Annotated in this window: 10 protein-coding genes and 1 tRNA gene; 8 read left to right on the top strand and 3 right to left on the bottom strand. The window is 74.5% G+C overall.

Annotated elements, in window-relative coordinates; genetic code table 11:
* Positions 1-111 precede the first annotated feature (111 nt).
* The 3 genes from ACH4K1_RS07530 (at position 112) to ACH4K1_RS07540 (ending at position 2,134) form a co-directional block, all read left to right on the top strand.
* Positions 112-1,224 (top strand): FAD-dependent oxidoreductase, encoded by a 1,113-nt coding sequence (locus ACH4K1_RS07530; protein WP_398087527.1) that lies wholly within the window; start codon positions 112-114, stop codon positions 1,222-1,224.
* Positions 1,225-1,318: 94 nt separating this feature from the next.
* Positions 1,319-1,438, top strand: a tRNA-OTHER gene (locus tag ACH4K1_RS07535).
* Between the two features lie 180 nt (positions 1,439-1,618).
* Positions 1,619-2,134: a GNAT family N-acetyltransferase gene (locus ACH4K1_RS07540; RefSeq protein WP_398087529.1), complete on the top strand. Its 516-nt coding sequence runs from the start codon at positions 1,619-1,621 to the stop codon at positions 2,132-2,134.
* 140 nt (positions 2,135-2,274) lie between these two features.
* Here ACH4K1_RS07540 and ACH4K1_RS07545 read toward each other — a convergent pair whose 3' ends face one another.
* The gene (locus ACH4K1_RS07545; RefSeq protein ID WP_398087531.1) at positions 2,275-4,155 is read right to left on the bottom strand and encodes an ABC transporter ATP-binding protein; all 1,881 of its coding nucleotides are present in this window, start codon (positions 4,153-4,155) and stop codon (positions 2,275-2,277) included.
* Positions 4,152-6,113 carry an ABC transporter ATP-binding protein gene (locus tag ACH4K1_RS07550; RefSeq protein ID WP_398087533.1) on the bottom strand — a complete coding sequence of 654 codons (1,962 nt, stop codon included), beginning with the start codon at positions 6,111-6,113 and terminating at the stop codon, positions 4,152-4,154. The genes ACH4K1_RS07545 and ACH4K1_RS07550 overlap by 4 nt, the downstream gene beginning before the upstream one ends.
* A gap of 193 nt (positions 6,114-6,306) precedes the next feature.
* Between ACH4K1_RS07550 and ACH4K1_RS07555 the strand changes: the two genes are divergently transcribed.
* From ACH4K1_RS07555 to ACH4K1_RS07570, 4 genes are all read left to right on the top strand, one after another.
* Positions 6,307-7,254, top strand: a complete 948-nt coding sequence (locus tag ACH4K1_RS07555; protein WP_398087535.1) for an ABC transporter ATP-binding protein — start codon at positions 6,307-6,309, stop codon at positions 7,252-7,254.
* 1 nt (position 7,255) lies between these two features.
* Positions 7,256-8,059, top strand: coding sequence for an ABC transporter permease (locus ACH4K1_RS07560; RefSeq protein WP_398087537.1), 804 nt, complete (start codon positions 7,256-7,258; stop codon positions 8,057-8,059).
* Between the two features lie 98 nt (positions 8,060-8,157).
* Positions 8,158-9,447, top strand: a complete 1,290-nt coding sequence (locus ACH4K1_RS07565; RefSeq protein ID WP_398087539.1) for a sensor histidine kinase — start codon at positions 8,158-8,160, stop codon at positions 9,445-9,447.
* A 139-nt stretch (positions 9,448-9,586) separates the two neighbouring features.
* Positions 9,587-10,240 (top strand): response regulator, encoded by a 654-nt coding sequence (locus ACH4K1_RS07570; protein WP_398087541.1) that lies wholly within the window; start codon positions 9,587-9,589, stop codon positions 10,238-10,240.
* Positions 10,241-10,259: 19 nt separating this feature from the next.
* On the opposite strand, the gene glgX is transcribed toward ACH4K1_RS07570, so the two are convergent.
* Positions 10,260-12,557 (bottom strand): glycogen debranching protein GlgX, encoded by a 2,298-nt coding sequence (gene glgX / locus ACH4K1_RS07575; protein ID WP_398087543.1) that lies wholly within the window; start codon positions 12,555-12,557, stop codon positions 10,260-10,262.
* Between the two features lie 155 nt (positions 12,558-12,712).
* Between glgX and ACH4K1_RS07580 the strand changes: the two genes are divergently transcribed.
* On the top strand, positions 12,713-13,954 hold the full coding sequence (locus ACH4K1_RS07580) for an Ig-like domain-containing protein (RefSeq protein WP_398087545.1): 1,242 nt from the start codon (positions 12,713-12,715) through the stop codon (positions 13,952-13,954).
* The last annotated feature ends 103 nt before the right edge of the window (positions 13,955-14,057 follow it).

A 14,057-nucleotide genomic window follows, 5' to 3' on the forward strand; every position in this document is an offset into this window, starting at 1 on the left:
CCCGTACCGCTGCCGGCCCTCGGCCCGTCCTTGCCGATACTACCCCAGCCGTGGTACCACGGATGTGGTGGTTTTCCTCTGTTCCGGCCGGGCGGACTCCGGGGGTGCGGCATGACGGGAACGGCGACCGTGGTCGGCGCGGGCATCGGCGGACTGGCGACGGCGATCGGCCTGCGCCGAGCGGGCTGGAGCGTGAGGGTGCTGGAGCGCCGCACCGAACTGGAGCGGTACGGGGCGGCCTTCGGCATCCACCCCACCGCGCAGTCGGCGCTCGACCGGCTCGGCGTCGGCGACGCGCTGCGCGCGCACGCCGTCCCCTACCGCGACGCGCACATCCGCACCCCGGACGGCAGGAGGCTGGCCCGCATCCCGCTGGAGCGCATCGAACGTCAGGCGGGGCGCCCCGAACTCCTCATCTCCCGCCCGTACGTGCTCGACGCCCTGCTCGCGGGCCTGGACGCCTTCGGGGACGTACCGGTCAAACTCGGTGAGCGGGTCACCGACGTGGACGCGCTCGCCGCCGGAGCGGACCTGGTGATCGGTGCGGACGGCATCCGCAGCGCCGTCCGCACCGCCCGGTTCGGAACCCGCAGCGGCCCGCGCGAGACCGGCACGACCGCCTGGATCGGCATCGCCGACATCGAGAGCCCGGTGCACGGGGAGACCTGGGGGAGCGGACGCTTCTTCGGGCTGACCCCGGTCGAGCCGGGCCGCACCAACTGGTACGCCGCCGTGCCCGGGGCCGCCACCGCAGAGGAGCTGCGCGGCCTCTTCGCGGACTGGCACGACCCGATCCCGCGCATCCTGGACGCCACCGACCCGGCGACCTGGATCCGCTACGGGATGCGCCACCTCTACCCGGCGCTGCCCTCCTTCGTCTCGGCCGGCCCCGCCCTCGGCCGCGCCACCGGCCCCGGGCCGGGCTCCGCCGCGGCCGCGGCCCTCCCCGCACCCGTCGCCCTGGTCGGCGACGCGGCGCACGCCATGACGCCCAACCTGGGCCAGGGCGCCTGCACGGCGATCCTGGACGCGGACGCCCTGAGCCGGGCGGTCGCCGCCGCGCCCCCGGGGCGTACCGGGCTCACCGCCGCGCTGCGCGCCTACGACCGCGAACGCCGCCGCACCGCCCGGCGGACCGCCTTCGGCTCCCGCACCCTGCACCGCTTCATGAGCACGGACCACACCCGCCTGCGGAACGCGGCGCTGCGGCTGCTGCCGGGATGAGCGCACGGTGAACCGCAACGGTGAACACGGTCGCCCGGAGCGGGGCGCGCCCCCTACGGTCGGCGGACCGGGTCCGCGCGGTCCCGCAGGGTGCGATGCCGTGGCCGAGCGGTCCAAGGCGATCGTCGCGGGGGAGGCCCCCCTCGCGACGACTCGATGAGGCAGGGGCGGGCCTGCCCCGTCTCGTCCGCGGGTTCGAATCCCGTCGGCATCGCCCCCGCCGCGCCCCGGCCTCCGCCGCGTTCACGTGCCCCCGCGTCCGCGCACCCGCCGGGCGGGTGTGCCCCAGGAGGCCACGGGCGCGTCCGACGCTGCCGCGAGGGGCGGCGGCGTACGACCGTGCCACTCGGGCCCCGGCTCCCCCCACCCCGGTGAAACGGGCCAGACTCTCCCCATGGACACTCCCCTCGCCTGGACCACCCGTCCCGAGACCGCCGCCGACATCGCGGCGATCCGCGCGGTCAACCTCGCCGCGTTCCCGACCCCGCTGGAAGCCGACCTGGTCGAGGCCCTGCGCACCGACCCCGCCTGGATCGACGGCCTTTCCCTGGTCGCGCAGGCCCCGGACGGCACCGTCGCGGGCTTCGCGCTGCTGACCCGTTGCCACATCGACGACAGTCCCGCCCTCGTACTGGGCCCCTGCGCGGTGCTCCCCGCCCACCAGGGGACGGGAGCGGGGTCCGCGGCGATCCGCGCCGCCCTCGACGCGGCCCGGGCCCGGGGCGAGAACATCGTCACCTGCCTGGGGCACCCCGGCTACTACCCGCGCTTCGGGTTCACCCCGGCCTCGGACCACGGCATCCGCCCCGCCTTCGAGGTGCCCGACGAAGCCATGATGGTCCTCGCCCTGGACGCCACCGCTTCCGTCCCCCGGGGCACCATCCGCTACCCGGCGCCCTTCGGCGTCTGACGGCCCCGAACCGCGGCCGGCCCGCCGCACGGGGGCGACGGGCCGGCGCCGGGCGTCGTCCGGCTGAACACGGCGGGTTCCCCGTGCCCGCGAAGGCGCGGAACCCCCACCGCTCGTACGGCGACCGCCCCGCCCGCCCCTCAGCTCAAGCTCTCCCTCCACGTCCGGTGCAGTTCCGCGAACCGGCCCGTACCGGCGATCAGTTCGGCGGGGGGCCCGTCCTCCACGATCCGGCCGTGCTCCATCACCAGCACCCGGTCCGCGATCTCGACGGTGGAGAGCCGGTGGGCGATGACCACCGCCGTACGGCCGTGCAGCACCGTGTCCATGGCCTTCTGGACCGCCCGCTCGCCGGGGATGTCCAGGGAGCTGGTCGCCTCGTCCAGGATCAGCACCGCCGGATCGGCCAGCAGGGCGCGGGCGAAGGCCACCAACTGCCGCTGGCCCGCCGAGATCCGGCCGCCGCGCTTGCGTACGTCGGTGTCGTAGCCGTCCGGCAGGGCGGCGATGAAGTCGTGCGCGCCGATCGCCTTCGCGGCCTGCTCGATCTCCTCGCGGGTGGCGTCCGGGCGGCCGATCGCGATGTTCTCCGCGACCGTCCCGGAGAACAGGAACGCCTCCTGCGTCACCATCACCACGCCCCGGCGCAGCTCGGCCGTGTCCAGGTCGCGCAGGTCCGTGCCGTCCAGCAGGACCCGCCCCTCGGTCGGATCGTAGAACCGGGCCAGCAGCTTCGCCAGCGTGGACTTGCCCGCGCCCGTCGAGCCGACCACCGCCACCGTACGGCCCGCCGGGATGCGCAGGTCGAACGCGGGCAGGACCTCGCCGCCCGTGCGGTAGGCGAACCGCACCCCGTCGAAGACGACCTCCCGGCCCGGCAGCTCCCCGGAGCGCGGCGGCAGCTCCTTGGGGCTGTCGGTCTCCGGGACGTTCGGCGTCTGGGCCAGCAGTCCGGCGACCTTGGTGAGCGAGGCCGCCGCCGACTCGTAGGAGTTGAGGAACATCCCCAGCCGGTCGATCGGGTCGTACAGCCGCCTGATGTACAGCACCGCCGCCGCCAGCACCCCGAGCGCCAGCGTGCCGTCCGCCACCCGCCAGGCGCCCCAGAGCACCATGCCGGCCACCGCCGTGTTGGCGATGAGCCGGGAGCCGGTGACGTAGCGGGCCATCTCCAGTATGGCGTCGCCGTTCGCCCGCTCGTGGCGGGAGTTGAGCACGGTGAAGGCGGCGTCGTTGCTCCGCTCCCGGCGGAACGCCTGGACCGGGCGGATGCCGTTCATCGTCTCCGCGAACTTCACGATCACCGCCGCGATCGCCGTGGAACGCGCCGCGAACGCGACGGACGCCCGCCGCCGGTACAGGCGGACCATCAGGTACAGCGGGACGAAGGAGAGCGTGGCGATCGCGCCGATCCCCAGGTCCAGCCAGAGCAGCACCAGGGCGATCGAGACGAACGAGAGGACCACGCCGATCAGTTCCTGGAGCCCCTCGTTCAGCAGCTCCCGCAGCGACTCCACGTCCGTCGTGGAGCGCGAGATCAGCCGGCCCGAGGTGTAGCGCTCGTGGAAGTCGACGCTGAGGGCCTGAGCGTGCCGGAAGATCCGGCCGCGCAGGTCGAGCAGCACGTCCTGGTTGATCCGGGCGGCGGCCCGGATGAAGGCGTACTGGAGGGCGCCCGCCCCGACCGAACACAGCGCGTAGCCCACCGCGACCGCGATCAGCGGCCCGTGGTCGTGGTCCCGGAACGCCGGAACCCCCCGGTCGATCGCGTACGCCACCAGCAGCGGGCCCGCCTGCATCGCGGCCTGCTGCACCACCAGGAGCAGCGCCGTCACCGCGACCCGGCCGCGCATCGGGGCCAGCAGCGAGAACAGCAGCGCCAGGGTGGCCCCGGGCGGGGCGGGCAGCTCGTCCCGGTCGAACGGGTCGTCGGCGGACGGCGGTCCGGGCGCGGGCGGCCCCTTCCGCAGGCGGTCGTCGCCGACGGCCGGGGGCGAGGCGTCGTCGGTGGTCGTGGTCATCGGGAGCTGCCCTCCTCGGCGGGAACCTGCCGTACGGCGTCCCGCTCGTCCTCGTCGTCCGGCCGCCCAGCGGCGGACCCGGCGTCCTCCTCGTCGTCCGGCCGCCGGCCGCGGGGACCGGCGTCCTCCCCGTCCGGCGACCGGCCGGTGGGCCCGGCCTCCTCGCGCGTCCGTTCCGTACGCTCCGGGCCGCCGTCCCCGGCGCCCGACATCAGCCAGGCGTACTCCGCGTTCTCCCGCATCAGCTCCTGGTGGGTGCCGACCGCGGCGATCCGGCCGCCGGACAGCAGCGCCACCCGGTCGGCCAGCATCACGGTGGAGGGGCGGTGCGCCACCACCACCGCCGTCGTCCGCTCCAGGACCCGCCGCAGCGCGGCCTCCACCAGCGTCTCCGTGTGGACGTCCAGCGCGGACAGCGGATCGTCCAGCACCAGGAAGCGGGGCTCGCCGACCACCGCGCGGGCCAGTGCCAGGCGCTGGCGCTGGCCGCCGGACAGGCTCAGCCCCTGCTCGCCGACCTCGGTGTCCAGCCCCCGGGGCAGGTCGTGCACGAAGTCGGCCTGGGCCACCGACAGCGCCCGGCGCACCTGCCGCTCGTCCGCGTCGGCGGCGCCCATCCTCACGTTCTCCCCGACCGTCGCGGAGAACAGCGTCGGCTCCTCGAACGCCACCGACACCAGCTCGCGCAGGCGCGAGCGCTCCATCGTGGCGATGTCCTCGCCGTCCAGCGTGATCCGCCCCCCGGTCACCTCGTGCAGCCGGGGCACCAGGGCGGTCAGCGTCGTCTTGCCCGACCCCGTACCGCCGACGAGGGCCACGGTCTCGCCGGGCCGGATGTGCAGATCGATCCCGGCCAGGACCGGCGGGGAGTCCGGATCGGCGTCCGGGTAGCGGAACTCGACGCCCTCGAACACCATCCCGGGACCGGTGGCCGGAGCGCCCTCGCGGCCCGTCACGGCCCCGGGCTCCTCCGCCACGTCCATCACCTCGAAGTACCGGTCGGTGGCGGTCGCGGACTCCTGGCTCATCGCCAGCAGGAAGCCGATCGACTCCACGGGCCAGCGCAGCGCGAGCGCCGTGGAGAGGAACGCCACCAGCGTGCCGGCCGAGAGCGAGCCGTCCGCCACCTGGATCGTGCCGAGCACCAGCGCGGCGCCGATCGCCAGCTCCGGGATCGAGGTGATCAACCCCCAGATCCCGGCGAGCAGCCGCGCCTTCCCCAGCTCCGTGGTGCGCAACCGGTGCGACAGCGCCGTGAACGCCCGCGCCTGGCTGCGGTGGCGGCCGAAGCCCTTGACGATGCGGATGCCGAGCACGCTCTCCTCGACGACGGTGGTCAGGTCGCCCACCTGGTCCTGGGCCCGCCGCGCGACGACCGAGTACTTCGTCTCGAACAGCGAGCACAGGACCATCAGCGGCACGGCGGGGGCCAGCAGCACCAGGCCGAGCGTCCAGTCCTGGGCGAACAGGAGGACGAACCCGACGAGGATCGTCGCCGTGTTGACGACCAGGAAGGTCAGCGGGAACGCCAGGAACATCCGCAGCAGCATCAGGTCCGTCGTCCCGCGCGACAGCAGCTGGCCCGAGGCCCAGCGGTCGTGGAACGCGACCGGCAGCCGTTGCAGACGGCGGTAGAGGTCCGCCCGCATCGACGCCTCGACCCCGGCCAGCGGACGCGCCACCAGCCACCGCCGGAACCCGAACAGCAGGGCCTCCGCGACGCCGAGGAGCAGCAGGTACAGCGCCCCCAGCCACACCCCGCCCGGATCGCGGTCGGCCACGGGGCCGTCCACCATCCACTTCAGGACCAGCGGTATCACCAGGCTCAGACAGGACGCCAGGATCGCCACGAAGGCGGCCGTGAACAGGCGCACCCGCACGGGTCGGACATAAGGCCACAGACGCAGGAGGGAGCGCACGGCGGACCGGTCCGTGTGCTCTGCAGGCTTTTCGGGCATCAGGGCCGACCTTACGTTTCACCCCTGTCATCGGTCCTGCCGATTTCGGCCGGGCCCCGCCACCGGCCCCGGCGCGGCCCCGGGTCGCAGCCCCCGTCGCCGACGTCGTACCCCGGCATCGGCCGATCGGCTGATGCGACGTCGAGCGGGACGGCGGATACCGGCCCCGGCCGCCCGCCGGAACCCTGGAGGCATGGCAATCATCGAAGTCAACGGGGTGCGCAAGACCTACGCGGGACGCGACGTGGTCGACGGCGTCTCCTTCTCGGTCGAGGAGGGGGAGATCTTCGGCATCCTCGGCCCCAACGGGGCCGGCAAGACCACCACCGTCGAATGCGTGGAGGGTCTGCGGGTTCCCGACGCGGGCACCGTCCGGGTCGCCGGGCTCGACCCCGTGGCCGACCACGACCGGGTGACGCGGCTGCTCGGCGCCCAGCTCCAGGAGAGCGAACTCCAGGCCAAGCTGACCGTACGGGAGGCGCTGGAGCTCTACGCCGCCCTCTACCCGGCCCCCGTCGACTGGCGGCCCCTCGCGGACCGGCTCGGCCTCGCGGACCGGCTGTCCACCCGCTTCGCCCGGCTCTCCGGCGGCCAGAAGCAGCGCCTGTTCATCGCCCTCGCCCTGATCGGGGGCCCCCGGGTCGTGGTGCTCGACGAGCTGACCACCGGCCTGGACCCGCGCGCCCGCCGCGACACCTGGAAGCTCATTCAGGAGATCCGCGACGGCGGGGTGACCGTCCTGCTCGTCACCCACTTCATGGAGGAGGCCCAGCACCTCTGCGACCGGATCGCCGTCATCGACCGGGGCAGGGTCGTCGCCCTGGACACCCCGTCCGGGCTGATCCGGCGGTCGACCGGCTCCACCGTGCTCTCGTTCGTCCCCTCCCGCCCCCCGACCGCCCCCGAACTGGACCGGCTCGCCGCGCTGCCGGGCGTCGCGTCGGTCTCCCCGCCCGACGCCGCCGGCGTCCTCGCCCTGCACGCCACCGACGACACCGTCACCCCGCTCATCTCCCTGCTCGCCGAACTCGGCGTCACCGCCCAGCGGTTGCGGATCACCGGGAGCAGCCTCGACGACGCCTTCCTCGACCTGACCGGCCACGCCTCCGCCGCGCACGGCCCCACCCGACAGGACGCCTGACATGACACCCCACGACACCCTCGCCGCCCCGGCCGCCGCCGCCCCGGCCGCGCCCGCACGGCGGCGCGGCCCCCTGGCCGCCGTCCTGCTCGCCGAGACCCGGCTCTTCCTCCGCGAACCGGGCAGCCTGTTCTGGATCTTCCTCTCCCCGACCGTCCTCCTGGTGGTCCTCGGCTTCGTCCCGGCCTTCAGGGAGGCCGACGACAACCTCGGCGGCCGCCGCGTCATCGACCTCTACGTCCCCATCTCGATCCTGTTCGCCATGATCATGGCCGGGCTCCAGGCGATGCCGCCGGTCCTCACCGCCTACCGCGAACGCGGCATCCTGCGCCGGATGTCCACCACCCCGGTACGGCCCTCCACCCTGCTCACCGTCCAGATCATCCTGCACGGCGCCGCCGCCCTGGGCTCGGCGCTCCTGGTCCTCGCCGTCGGCCGGATCGGCTACGGGGTCGCGCTGCCCGGCCGGTTGGCCGGCTACGTGCTGGCGCTGCTGCTCGCGGTCTCCGCCGTCCTCGCCCTGGGCGGCACGATCTGCGCCGTGTCCCGCACGGCGAAGGCGGCCACCGCCGGCGGCTCGGCCGCCTACCTCGCGATGATGTTCACCGCCGGGGTCTGGGTGCCCGTCCAGGCGATGCCCGACACCCTGCGCCGCATCGTGCAGCTCACCCCGTTCGGCGCCGCCTCCCAGGCCCTGGACCAGGCCGCCTCCGGGGCCTGGCCGAGCTGGGCGTACCTCGGGGTCGTCGCCCTGTGGGCCGCGCTGCTGGGGATCGCGGCGAGCCGCCTCTTCCGGTGGCAGTGACAGCGGCCCCGTCGGCCGGGCGGCCCGCACCGCGTGGGACGGGCGGACCGGTCGCACCGCGCGAGACGGACCGCCGGCGGCCGGGGCAGACTGCGCGCATGACGCAGCCGCTCCGCTTCCCGCGCCCGGCCTCCGCCGCGGGCTCCCGCACGGTCGAGGACCGCTGGGAGCAGTTCCACCGGTACGGGCCCTACGCCGTCCTCACCCTGGCCACCCTCGTCGCGGCCGCCGCCGCCGACCTGATCATGACCCGCACCGAGATGTACGCGGCCGGGCCCCTGGTCGCGGCGGCGTACGGGCTCCAGCTGTGGTGGCGCCGGGCCCGCCCCCGTACCCCCGCGGGCGCACCGGCCGGAGTGGTCTACTACGTCACCCGGACCGTCCTCGCCTTCGCCCTGTCCTGGCTCAACCCGTTCTTCTCGATCTACGCCGCCCTCGGGTACTTCGACGTCGAACCCCTGGTGCCCAAGCGCTTCGTCCGCGCCGGGCTGCTCACCACCGCCCTCACCCTGGCCGGTTCGCAGAGCGGGGGGCTGCCGCCCGCGTCGCTGATGAACTGGGTCGCCTTCGGCGCGCTCTACCTCGTCAACACCACCCTCGCCCTGTTCTTCTGGCAGGTCGGGATGCGCGAGGAGGAGAAGGCCCGCTTCCAGGCCGAGACCATCGCCGAGCTGGAGCGCACCAACCTCCGGCTGGAGGAGGCCATGGCGGAGAACGCGGCCCTGCACGACCAGCTCCTCGTCCAGGCGCGCGAGGCCGGGATCGACGACGAGCGCCGTCGGCTCGCCGCCGAGATCCACGACACCCTCGCCCAGGGCCTCACCGGGATCATCGCCCAGCTCCAGGTCGTCACCTCCCTCGCGGACCGCGACCCGGAGACCGCCCGCCTCCACCTGGAGCGCGCCGCCGCGCTCGCCCGCCACAGCCTCGGCGAGGCCCGCCGCTCCGTGCACAACCTGGCGCCCGCCGCCCTGGACCACGACGAGCTGACCGGCGCGCTGGAGAAGACCGTCGCCGACTGGGCCGAACAGCACCGCGTCCGGGCCGACTTCACCGTCACCGGAACCGCCGAACCGGTCCACGACGAGATCGCCGCCACCCTGCTCCGCATCGCGGGCGAGGCGCTGGCCAACGCCGGACGGCACGCCGGGGCCTCCCGGGTCGGGGTGACGCTGTCCTTCATGGACGACGAACTGACCCTGGACGTACGGGACGACGGGTGCGGCTTCGACCCGGCGGCCGCGGCCCCGGCCGACCGCACCGGCGGCTTCGGCCTCGGCGGCATGCGGGCCCGCGCCGAACGCGTCGCGGGCACGGTCGAGGTGGAGTCGGAACCGGGCGGCGGCACGGCCGTCTCCGCGCGGGTTCCCCTGGTCAGACACCCGTGAACGGCACGGGGGCGGCCCCCGGCCCGGCTCCGGGGCGCCGCACGGGGACGGCCCCCGCGCCCGGCGGTGACGTTCGGGAAGCCGCCCGGGCGGCCGTCGCCCCTGGTCGGACGCCCCCGACCCGTCGTACGGTGCCGTCATGAGCGAGACCGCCGCCCGCACCATCAGCCTCGTCGTCGTCGACGACCACCCCGTCGTCCGGGACGGGCTGCGCGGCATGTTCACCGCGGCCCCCGGCTTCGAGGTCCTCGGCGAGGCGGCCAACGGCGTGGACGCGCTCGCCGTCGTCGCACGGTTCGACCCCGACGTCGTCCTGATGGACCTGCGGATGCCCGGCGGCGGGGGAGTGGCGGCCATCGCGGAGCTGACCCGGCGCGGTGCCCGCTCGAAGGTCCTGGTGCTGACCACGTACGACACCGACTCCGACACCCTGCCCGCGATCGAGGCGGGCGCGACCGGCTACCTGCTCAAGGACGCCCCGCGCGAGGAGCTGTTCGCGGCCGTCCGGGCCGCCGCGGACGGGCGCGGCGTCCTGTCGCCCGCCGTCGCCTCCCGGCTGATGACGCGGGTCCGCACCCCCGCCGCCGACCCGGCCGGCGCCGCGCTGTCGGCGCGCGAGCGCGAGGTGCTGGCCCTGGTGGCACGGGGCACCACCAACCGGGAGATCGCCGCCGAACTCTTCATCAGCGAGGCCACCGTGAAGACCCACCTCACCCACGTCTTCGCCAAGCTGGGCGCCAAGGACCGGGCCGCAGCCGTCGCCGTCGGCTACGACCGCGGCATCCTCGGCTGACGGCTCTCCCGCCGCCCGCTCACTCCAGCACGCGCAGCAGCAGCACCGAGCGGGCCGGCACCGCCAGCTCCGTACCGCCCTCCAGGACCGTGCCGGGGGCCTCGGCCTGCTCCTCCCGCGAGGTGTCCACGACCAGGGCGTAGGCGCTCGCCCACGGCGCTCCCGGCAGCGCGAAGAGCGTCGGCTCCGCCCCCGCGTGCAGCACCGCCAGGAAGCTGTCGTCGGTCACCGGCTCGCCCCGCGCGTCCCGCCCCGGGATGTCCCGGCCCGAGAGGTAGAGGCCGAGCGTGGCGGCGGGGGCGTACCAGTCGGCCTCCGTCATCTCCCTGCCGTCCCGGGCGAACCACGCCAGGTCCCGCAGCCCGTCCGGGGCCTGCGCCCGCCCCGAGAAGAACGCGCGCCGCCGCAGCACCGGATGGGTCCGGCGCAGCGTCAGCAGCCGCGCCGTCAGCGCCGTCAGCTCACGCCACTGCGGCTGCTCCAGCAGCGACCAGTCGAGCCAGCCGGTCTCGTTGTCCTGGCAGTAGGCGTTGTTGTTGCCGCCCTGCGTACGGCCCATCTCGTCGCCCGCCACCAGCATCGGCACCCCGGTGGAGAGCAGCAGGGTGGTCAGCAGGTTGCGGAGCTGGCGGCGGCGCAGCGCGTTGACGCCGGGGTCGTCGCTCTCGCCCTCCGTCCCGCAGTTCCAGGCCCGGTTGTCGTGGGTGCCGTCCCGGTTGCCCTCCCCGTTGCCCTCGTTGTGCTTCTGCTCGTAGCTGACCAGGTCGCGCAGGGTGAAGCCGTCGTGGGCGGTGACGAAGTTGACCGAGGCGTACGGGCGTCGGCCGCCCCAGGCGTACAGGTCGCTGGAGCCGGTCAGCCGGTAGCCGAGGTCCCGTACGTCGGGGAGCGCCCCGCGCCAGAAGTCCCGTACGGCGTCCCGGTAGCGGTCGTTCCACTCGGTCCACAGCGGCGGGAAGGCCCCGACCTGGTAGCCGCCGCTGCCGACGTCCCACGGCTCCGCGATCAGCTTGACCCGGCGCAGCACCGGGTCCTGGGCGATCACCGCGAGGAACGGGGAGAGCATGTCCACGTCGTGCATCGAGCGGGCCAGCGCCGCCGCCAGGTCGAAGCGGAAGCCGTCGACGCCCATCTCGGTGACCCAGTAGCGCAGCGAGTCGGTGATGAGCCGCAGCACCTGGGGCTGGACCACGTGCAGGGTGTTGCCGCAGCCGGTGTAGTCGGCGTAGCGGCGCGGGTCGTGCTGGAGCCGGTAGTAGCCCCGGTTGTCGATGCCGCGCAGCGAGAGCGTCGGCCCCCGCTCGCCCGCCTCGGCGGTGTGGTTGTAGACCACGTCGAGGATGACCTCGATCCCGGCCCCGTGGAGCGCGCGCACCATCCGTTTGAACTCCCCGACCTGCTGGCCGGCGGTGCCGGAGGCGGAGTAGTCGGCGTGCGGGGCGAAGTAGCCGATGGAGTTGTAGCCCCAGTAGTTGCGCAGCCCGCGTCGCAGCAGATGGTCCTCGTGGGCGAACTGGTGCACCGGCAGCAGCTCCACCGCCGTCACCCCGAGCCGGGTCAGGTGGTCGATCGCCGCCGGGTGGGCGAGCCCCGCGTAGGTGCCGCGCAGCTCGGGCGGGATCTCCGGGTGCAGCCGGGTGAAGCCGCGTACGTGCAGCTCGTAGATGACGGAGTCGGCCCAGGGGGTCTTGGGGCGGCGGTCCTCCACCCAGTCGTCGTCATCGTGGACGACCACCGCCTTGGGGACGTGCGGAGCCGAGTCCCGGTCGTCCCGCACGGTGTCCGCGACCTGCTGGTCCGGCCAGTCGCGGACGTGCCCGTAGACCTCCGGCGGCAGCGTGAAGGTCCCGTCCACGGCACGGGCGTACGGGTCGAGGAGCAGCTTCGCCGCGTTCCAGCGGGCCCCCGTCCACGGATCCCAGCGGCCGTGCACCCGGTAGCCGTAGCGCTGCCCCGGCCGCACACCGGGGACGAAACCGTGCCAGATCTCATGGGTCAGCTCGGTCAGCGGGCACCGCGTCTCGACGCCCCGCTCGTCGAACAGGCACACCTCCACCGCCTCGGCCCCGCCCGCCCACAGCGCGAAATTGGTCCCCGCCGCCCCGTCCGGGCCGACCCGGAAGCGGGCTCCCAGCGGCATCGGAGCCCCGGGCCACACGGCGGGCGCCCCGGCCGCGGCCCGCCGAGCCCCGGCCCGCTCGCTGCGGTGGTCCTCCGCGATCTCCGCCCGTACGGCGGCCACCGCGTCCGGATCCGCCGCCCGCACCGCCTCCCGCTCGGGGTCCTGTACTGCCTCCTGCTCGGCTGCGCTCGACACCGTGTAGCCTCCCGCGGCTCGTAGGACGGGCACCGGAGAAGGGAGGCGCGGCGTCCCGGCCGCGACCCCCTGTCGCAGTAGTCCTCCCCCCTGTTCTGCCCACCGGCGGCCCCGCACTCACGTTTCCCCCGACCGGCCCCGGTCGTTGGGGGAGCGTGAACCACACAGCGAAGAGCGCACGGCCCGGCTCGGCCGCCGTGCTGACATGGGCAGGACTACTGACCGTGCTGGCCCTCCTGACCGGCTGCACCGACACCCGGGAGGCCCTGCTCAACGGCAAGGCGGACTCCCCCGGCGACGCGATCAGCGTCTTCCCGGAGAACGGCGCGAAGGACATCGACGAGGAGGCCCGCATCGCCGTGAAGGTCCCCGACGGGCGGCTGGAGAGCGTCGAGGTCACGCGGATCGAGGACGCGCAGCAGCAGACGGTGGCGGGCCGCCTCTCCGAGGACGGGCGGTCCTGGGCCCCGGAGCCCGGGGCCCGGCGGCTCGCCCTCGCCGCGAAGTACAGCATCGACGCGGTCGCCGTGGACGGCCGGGGACGCCGCTCCGCCCGGCACTCCACCTTCACCACACTCGTCCCCGACCACCGCTTCATCGGCTACTTCAAACCGGAGAACCGGTCCACCGTGGGCACCGGCATGATCGTCTCCTTCTCCTTCAACCGCCCGATCGAGGACCGGGCGGCGGTGGAGAAGGCCATCCGGGTGACGTCCGATCCGGTGGTCGAGGTCGTCGGCCACTGGTTCGGGAAGGACCGGCTCGACTTCCGGCCCAAGACGTACTGGAAGCCCGGCACCGAGGTCACCGTCGACATCGGGCTGCGGGACGTCGAGGGCGCCGAGGGCGTCTACGGCAGCCAGGACAAGACCGTCGTGTTCACGGTCGGCCGCTCCCAGATCTCCCGGGTCGACGCGGAGGCCAAGACGATGGAGGTGCGCCGGGACGGCGAACTCGTCGATACGGTGCCGATCACCGCGGGGGCCCCGAAGACCACCACGTACAACGGCCGGATGGTGGTCACCGAGATGCACGAGGTGACCCGGATGAACGGGGCGACCGTCGGCTTCACGGACAAGGAGGGCAAGGGCGAGTACGACATCGAGGACGTGCCGCACGCGATCCGGCTCACCACGTCCGGGACCTTCCTGCACGGCAACTACTGGGCCGAGGAGTCCGTCTTCGGCGAGGAGAACGTCAGCCACGGCTGCATCGGGCTGCGCGACGCCAAGGGCGGCGACGCCTCCGCGCCCGGCGGCTGGTTCTTCGACCGGACCCTGATCGGCGACGTGGTCGAGGTGGTCAACTCCCGGGACGAGAAGGTCGCCCCGGACAACGGGCTCGGCGGCTGGAACATGGGCTGGAAGAAGTGGAAGGCGGGCTCCGCCCTGCGCTGACCCCGCCGGGGGGGGGGGCCCGGGCCCCGGGCGCCCGCCCCCGCCCCCCCCCCCCCCCCCCCCCCCCCCCCCCCCCCCCCCCCCCCCCCCCCCCCCCCCCCCG

The organism is Streptomyces sp. NPDC017448 (genome assembly GCF_044330565.1).
Taxonomy (GTDB): domain Bacteria; phylum Actinomycetota; class Actinomycetes; order Streptomycetales; family Streptomycetaceae; genus Streptomyces.

Bases quoted from the DNA above. Each gene is read 5' to 3' on its own strand.
- ACH4K1_RS07530 (WP_398087527.1), top strand. From the start codon at position 112: ATGACGGGAACGGCGACCGTGGTCGGCGCGGGCATCGGCGGACTGGCG.
- ACH4K1_RS07540 (WP_398087529.1), top strand. From the start codon at position 1,619: ATGGACACTCCCCTCGCCTGGACCACCCGTCCCGAGACCGCCGCCGAC.
- ACH4K1_RS07545 (WP_398087531.1), bottom strand. From the start codon at position 4,155: ATGACCACGACCACCGACGACGCCTCGCCCCCGGCCGTCGGCGACGAC.
- ACH4K1_RS07550 (WP_398087533.1), bottom strand. From the start codon at position 6,113: ATGCCCGAAAAGCCTGCAGAGCACACGGACCGGTCCGCCGTGCGCTCC.
- ACH4K1_RS07555 (WP_398087535.1), top strand. From the start codon at position 6,307: ATGGCAATCATCGAAGTCAACGGGGTGCGCAAGACCTACGCGGGACGC.
- ACH4K1_RS07560 (WP_398087537.1), top strand. From the start codon at position 7,256: ATGACACCCCACGACACCCTCGCCGCCCCGGCCGCCGCCGCCCCGGCC.
- ACH4K1_RS07565 (WP_398087539.1), top strand. From the start codon at position 8,158: ATGACGCAGCCGCTCCGCTTCCCGCGCCCGGCCTCCGCCGCGGGCTCC.
- ACH4K1_RS07570 (WP_398087541.1), top strand. From the start codon at position 9,587: ATGAGCGAGACCGCCGCCCGCACCATCAGCCTCGTCGTCGTCGACGAC.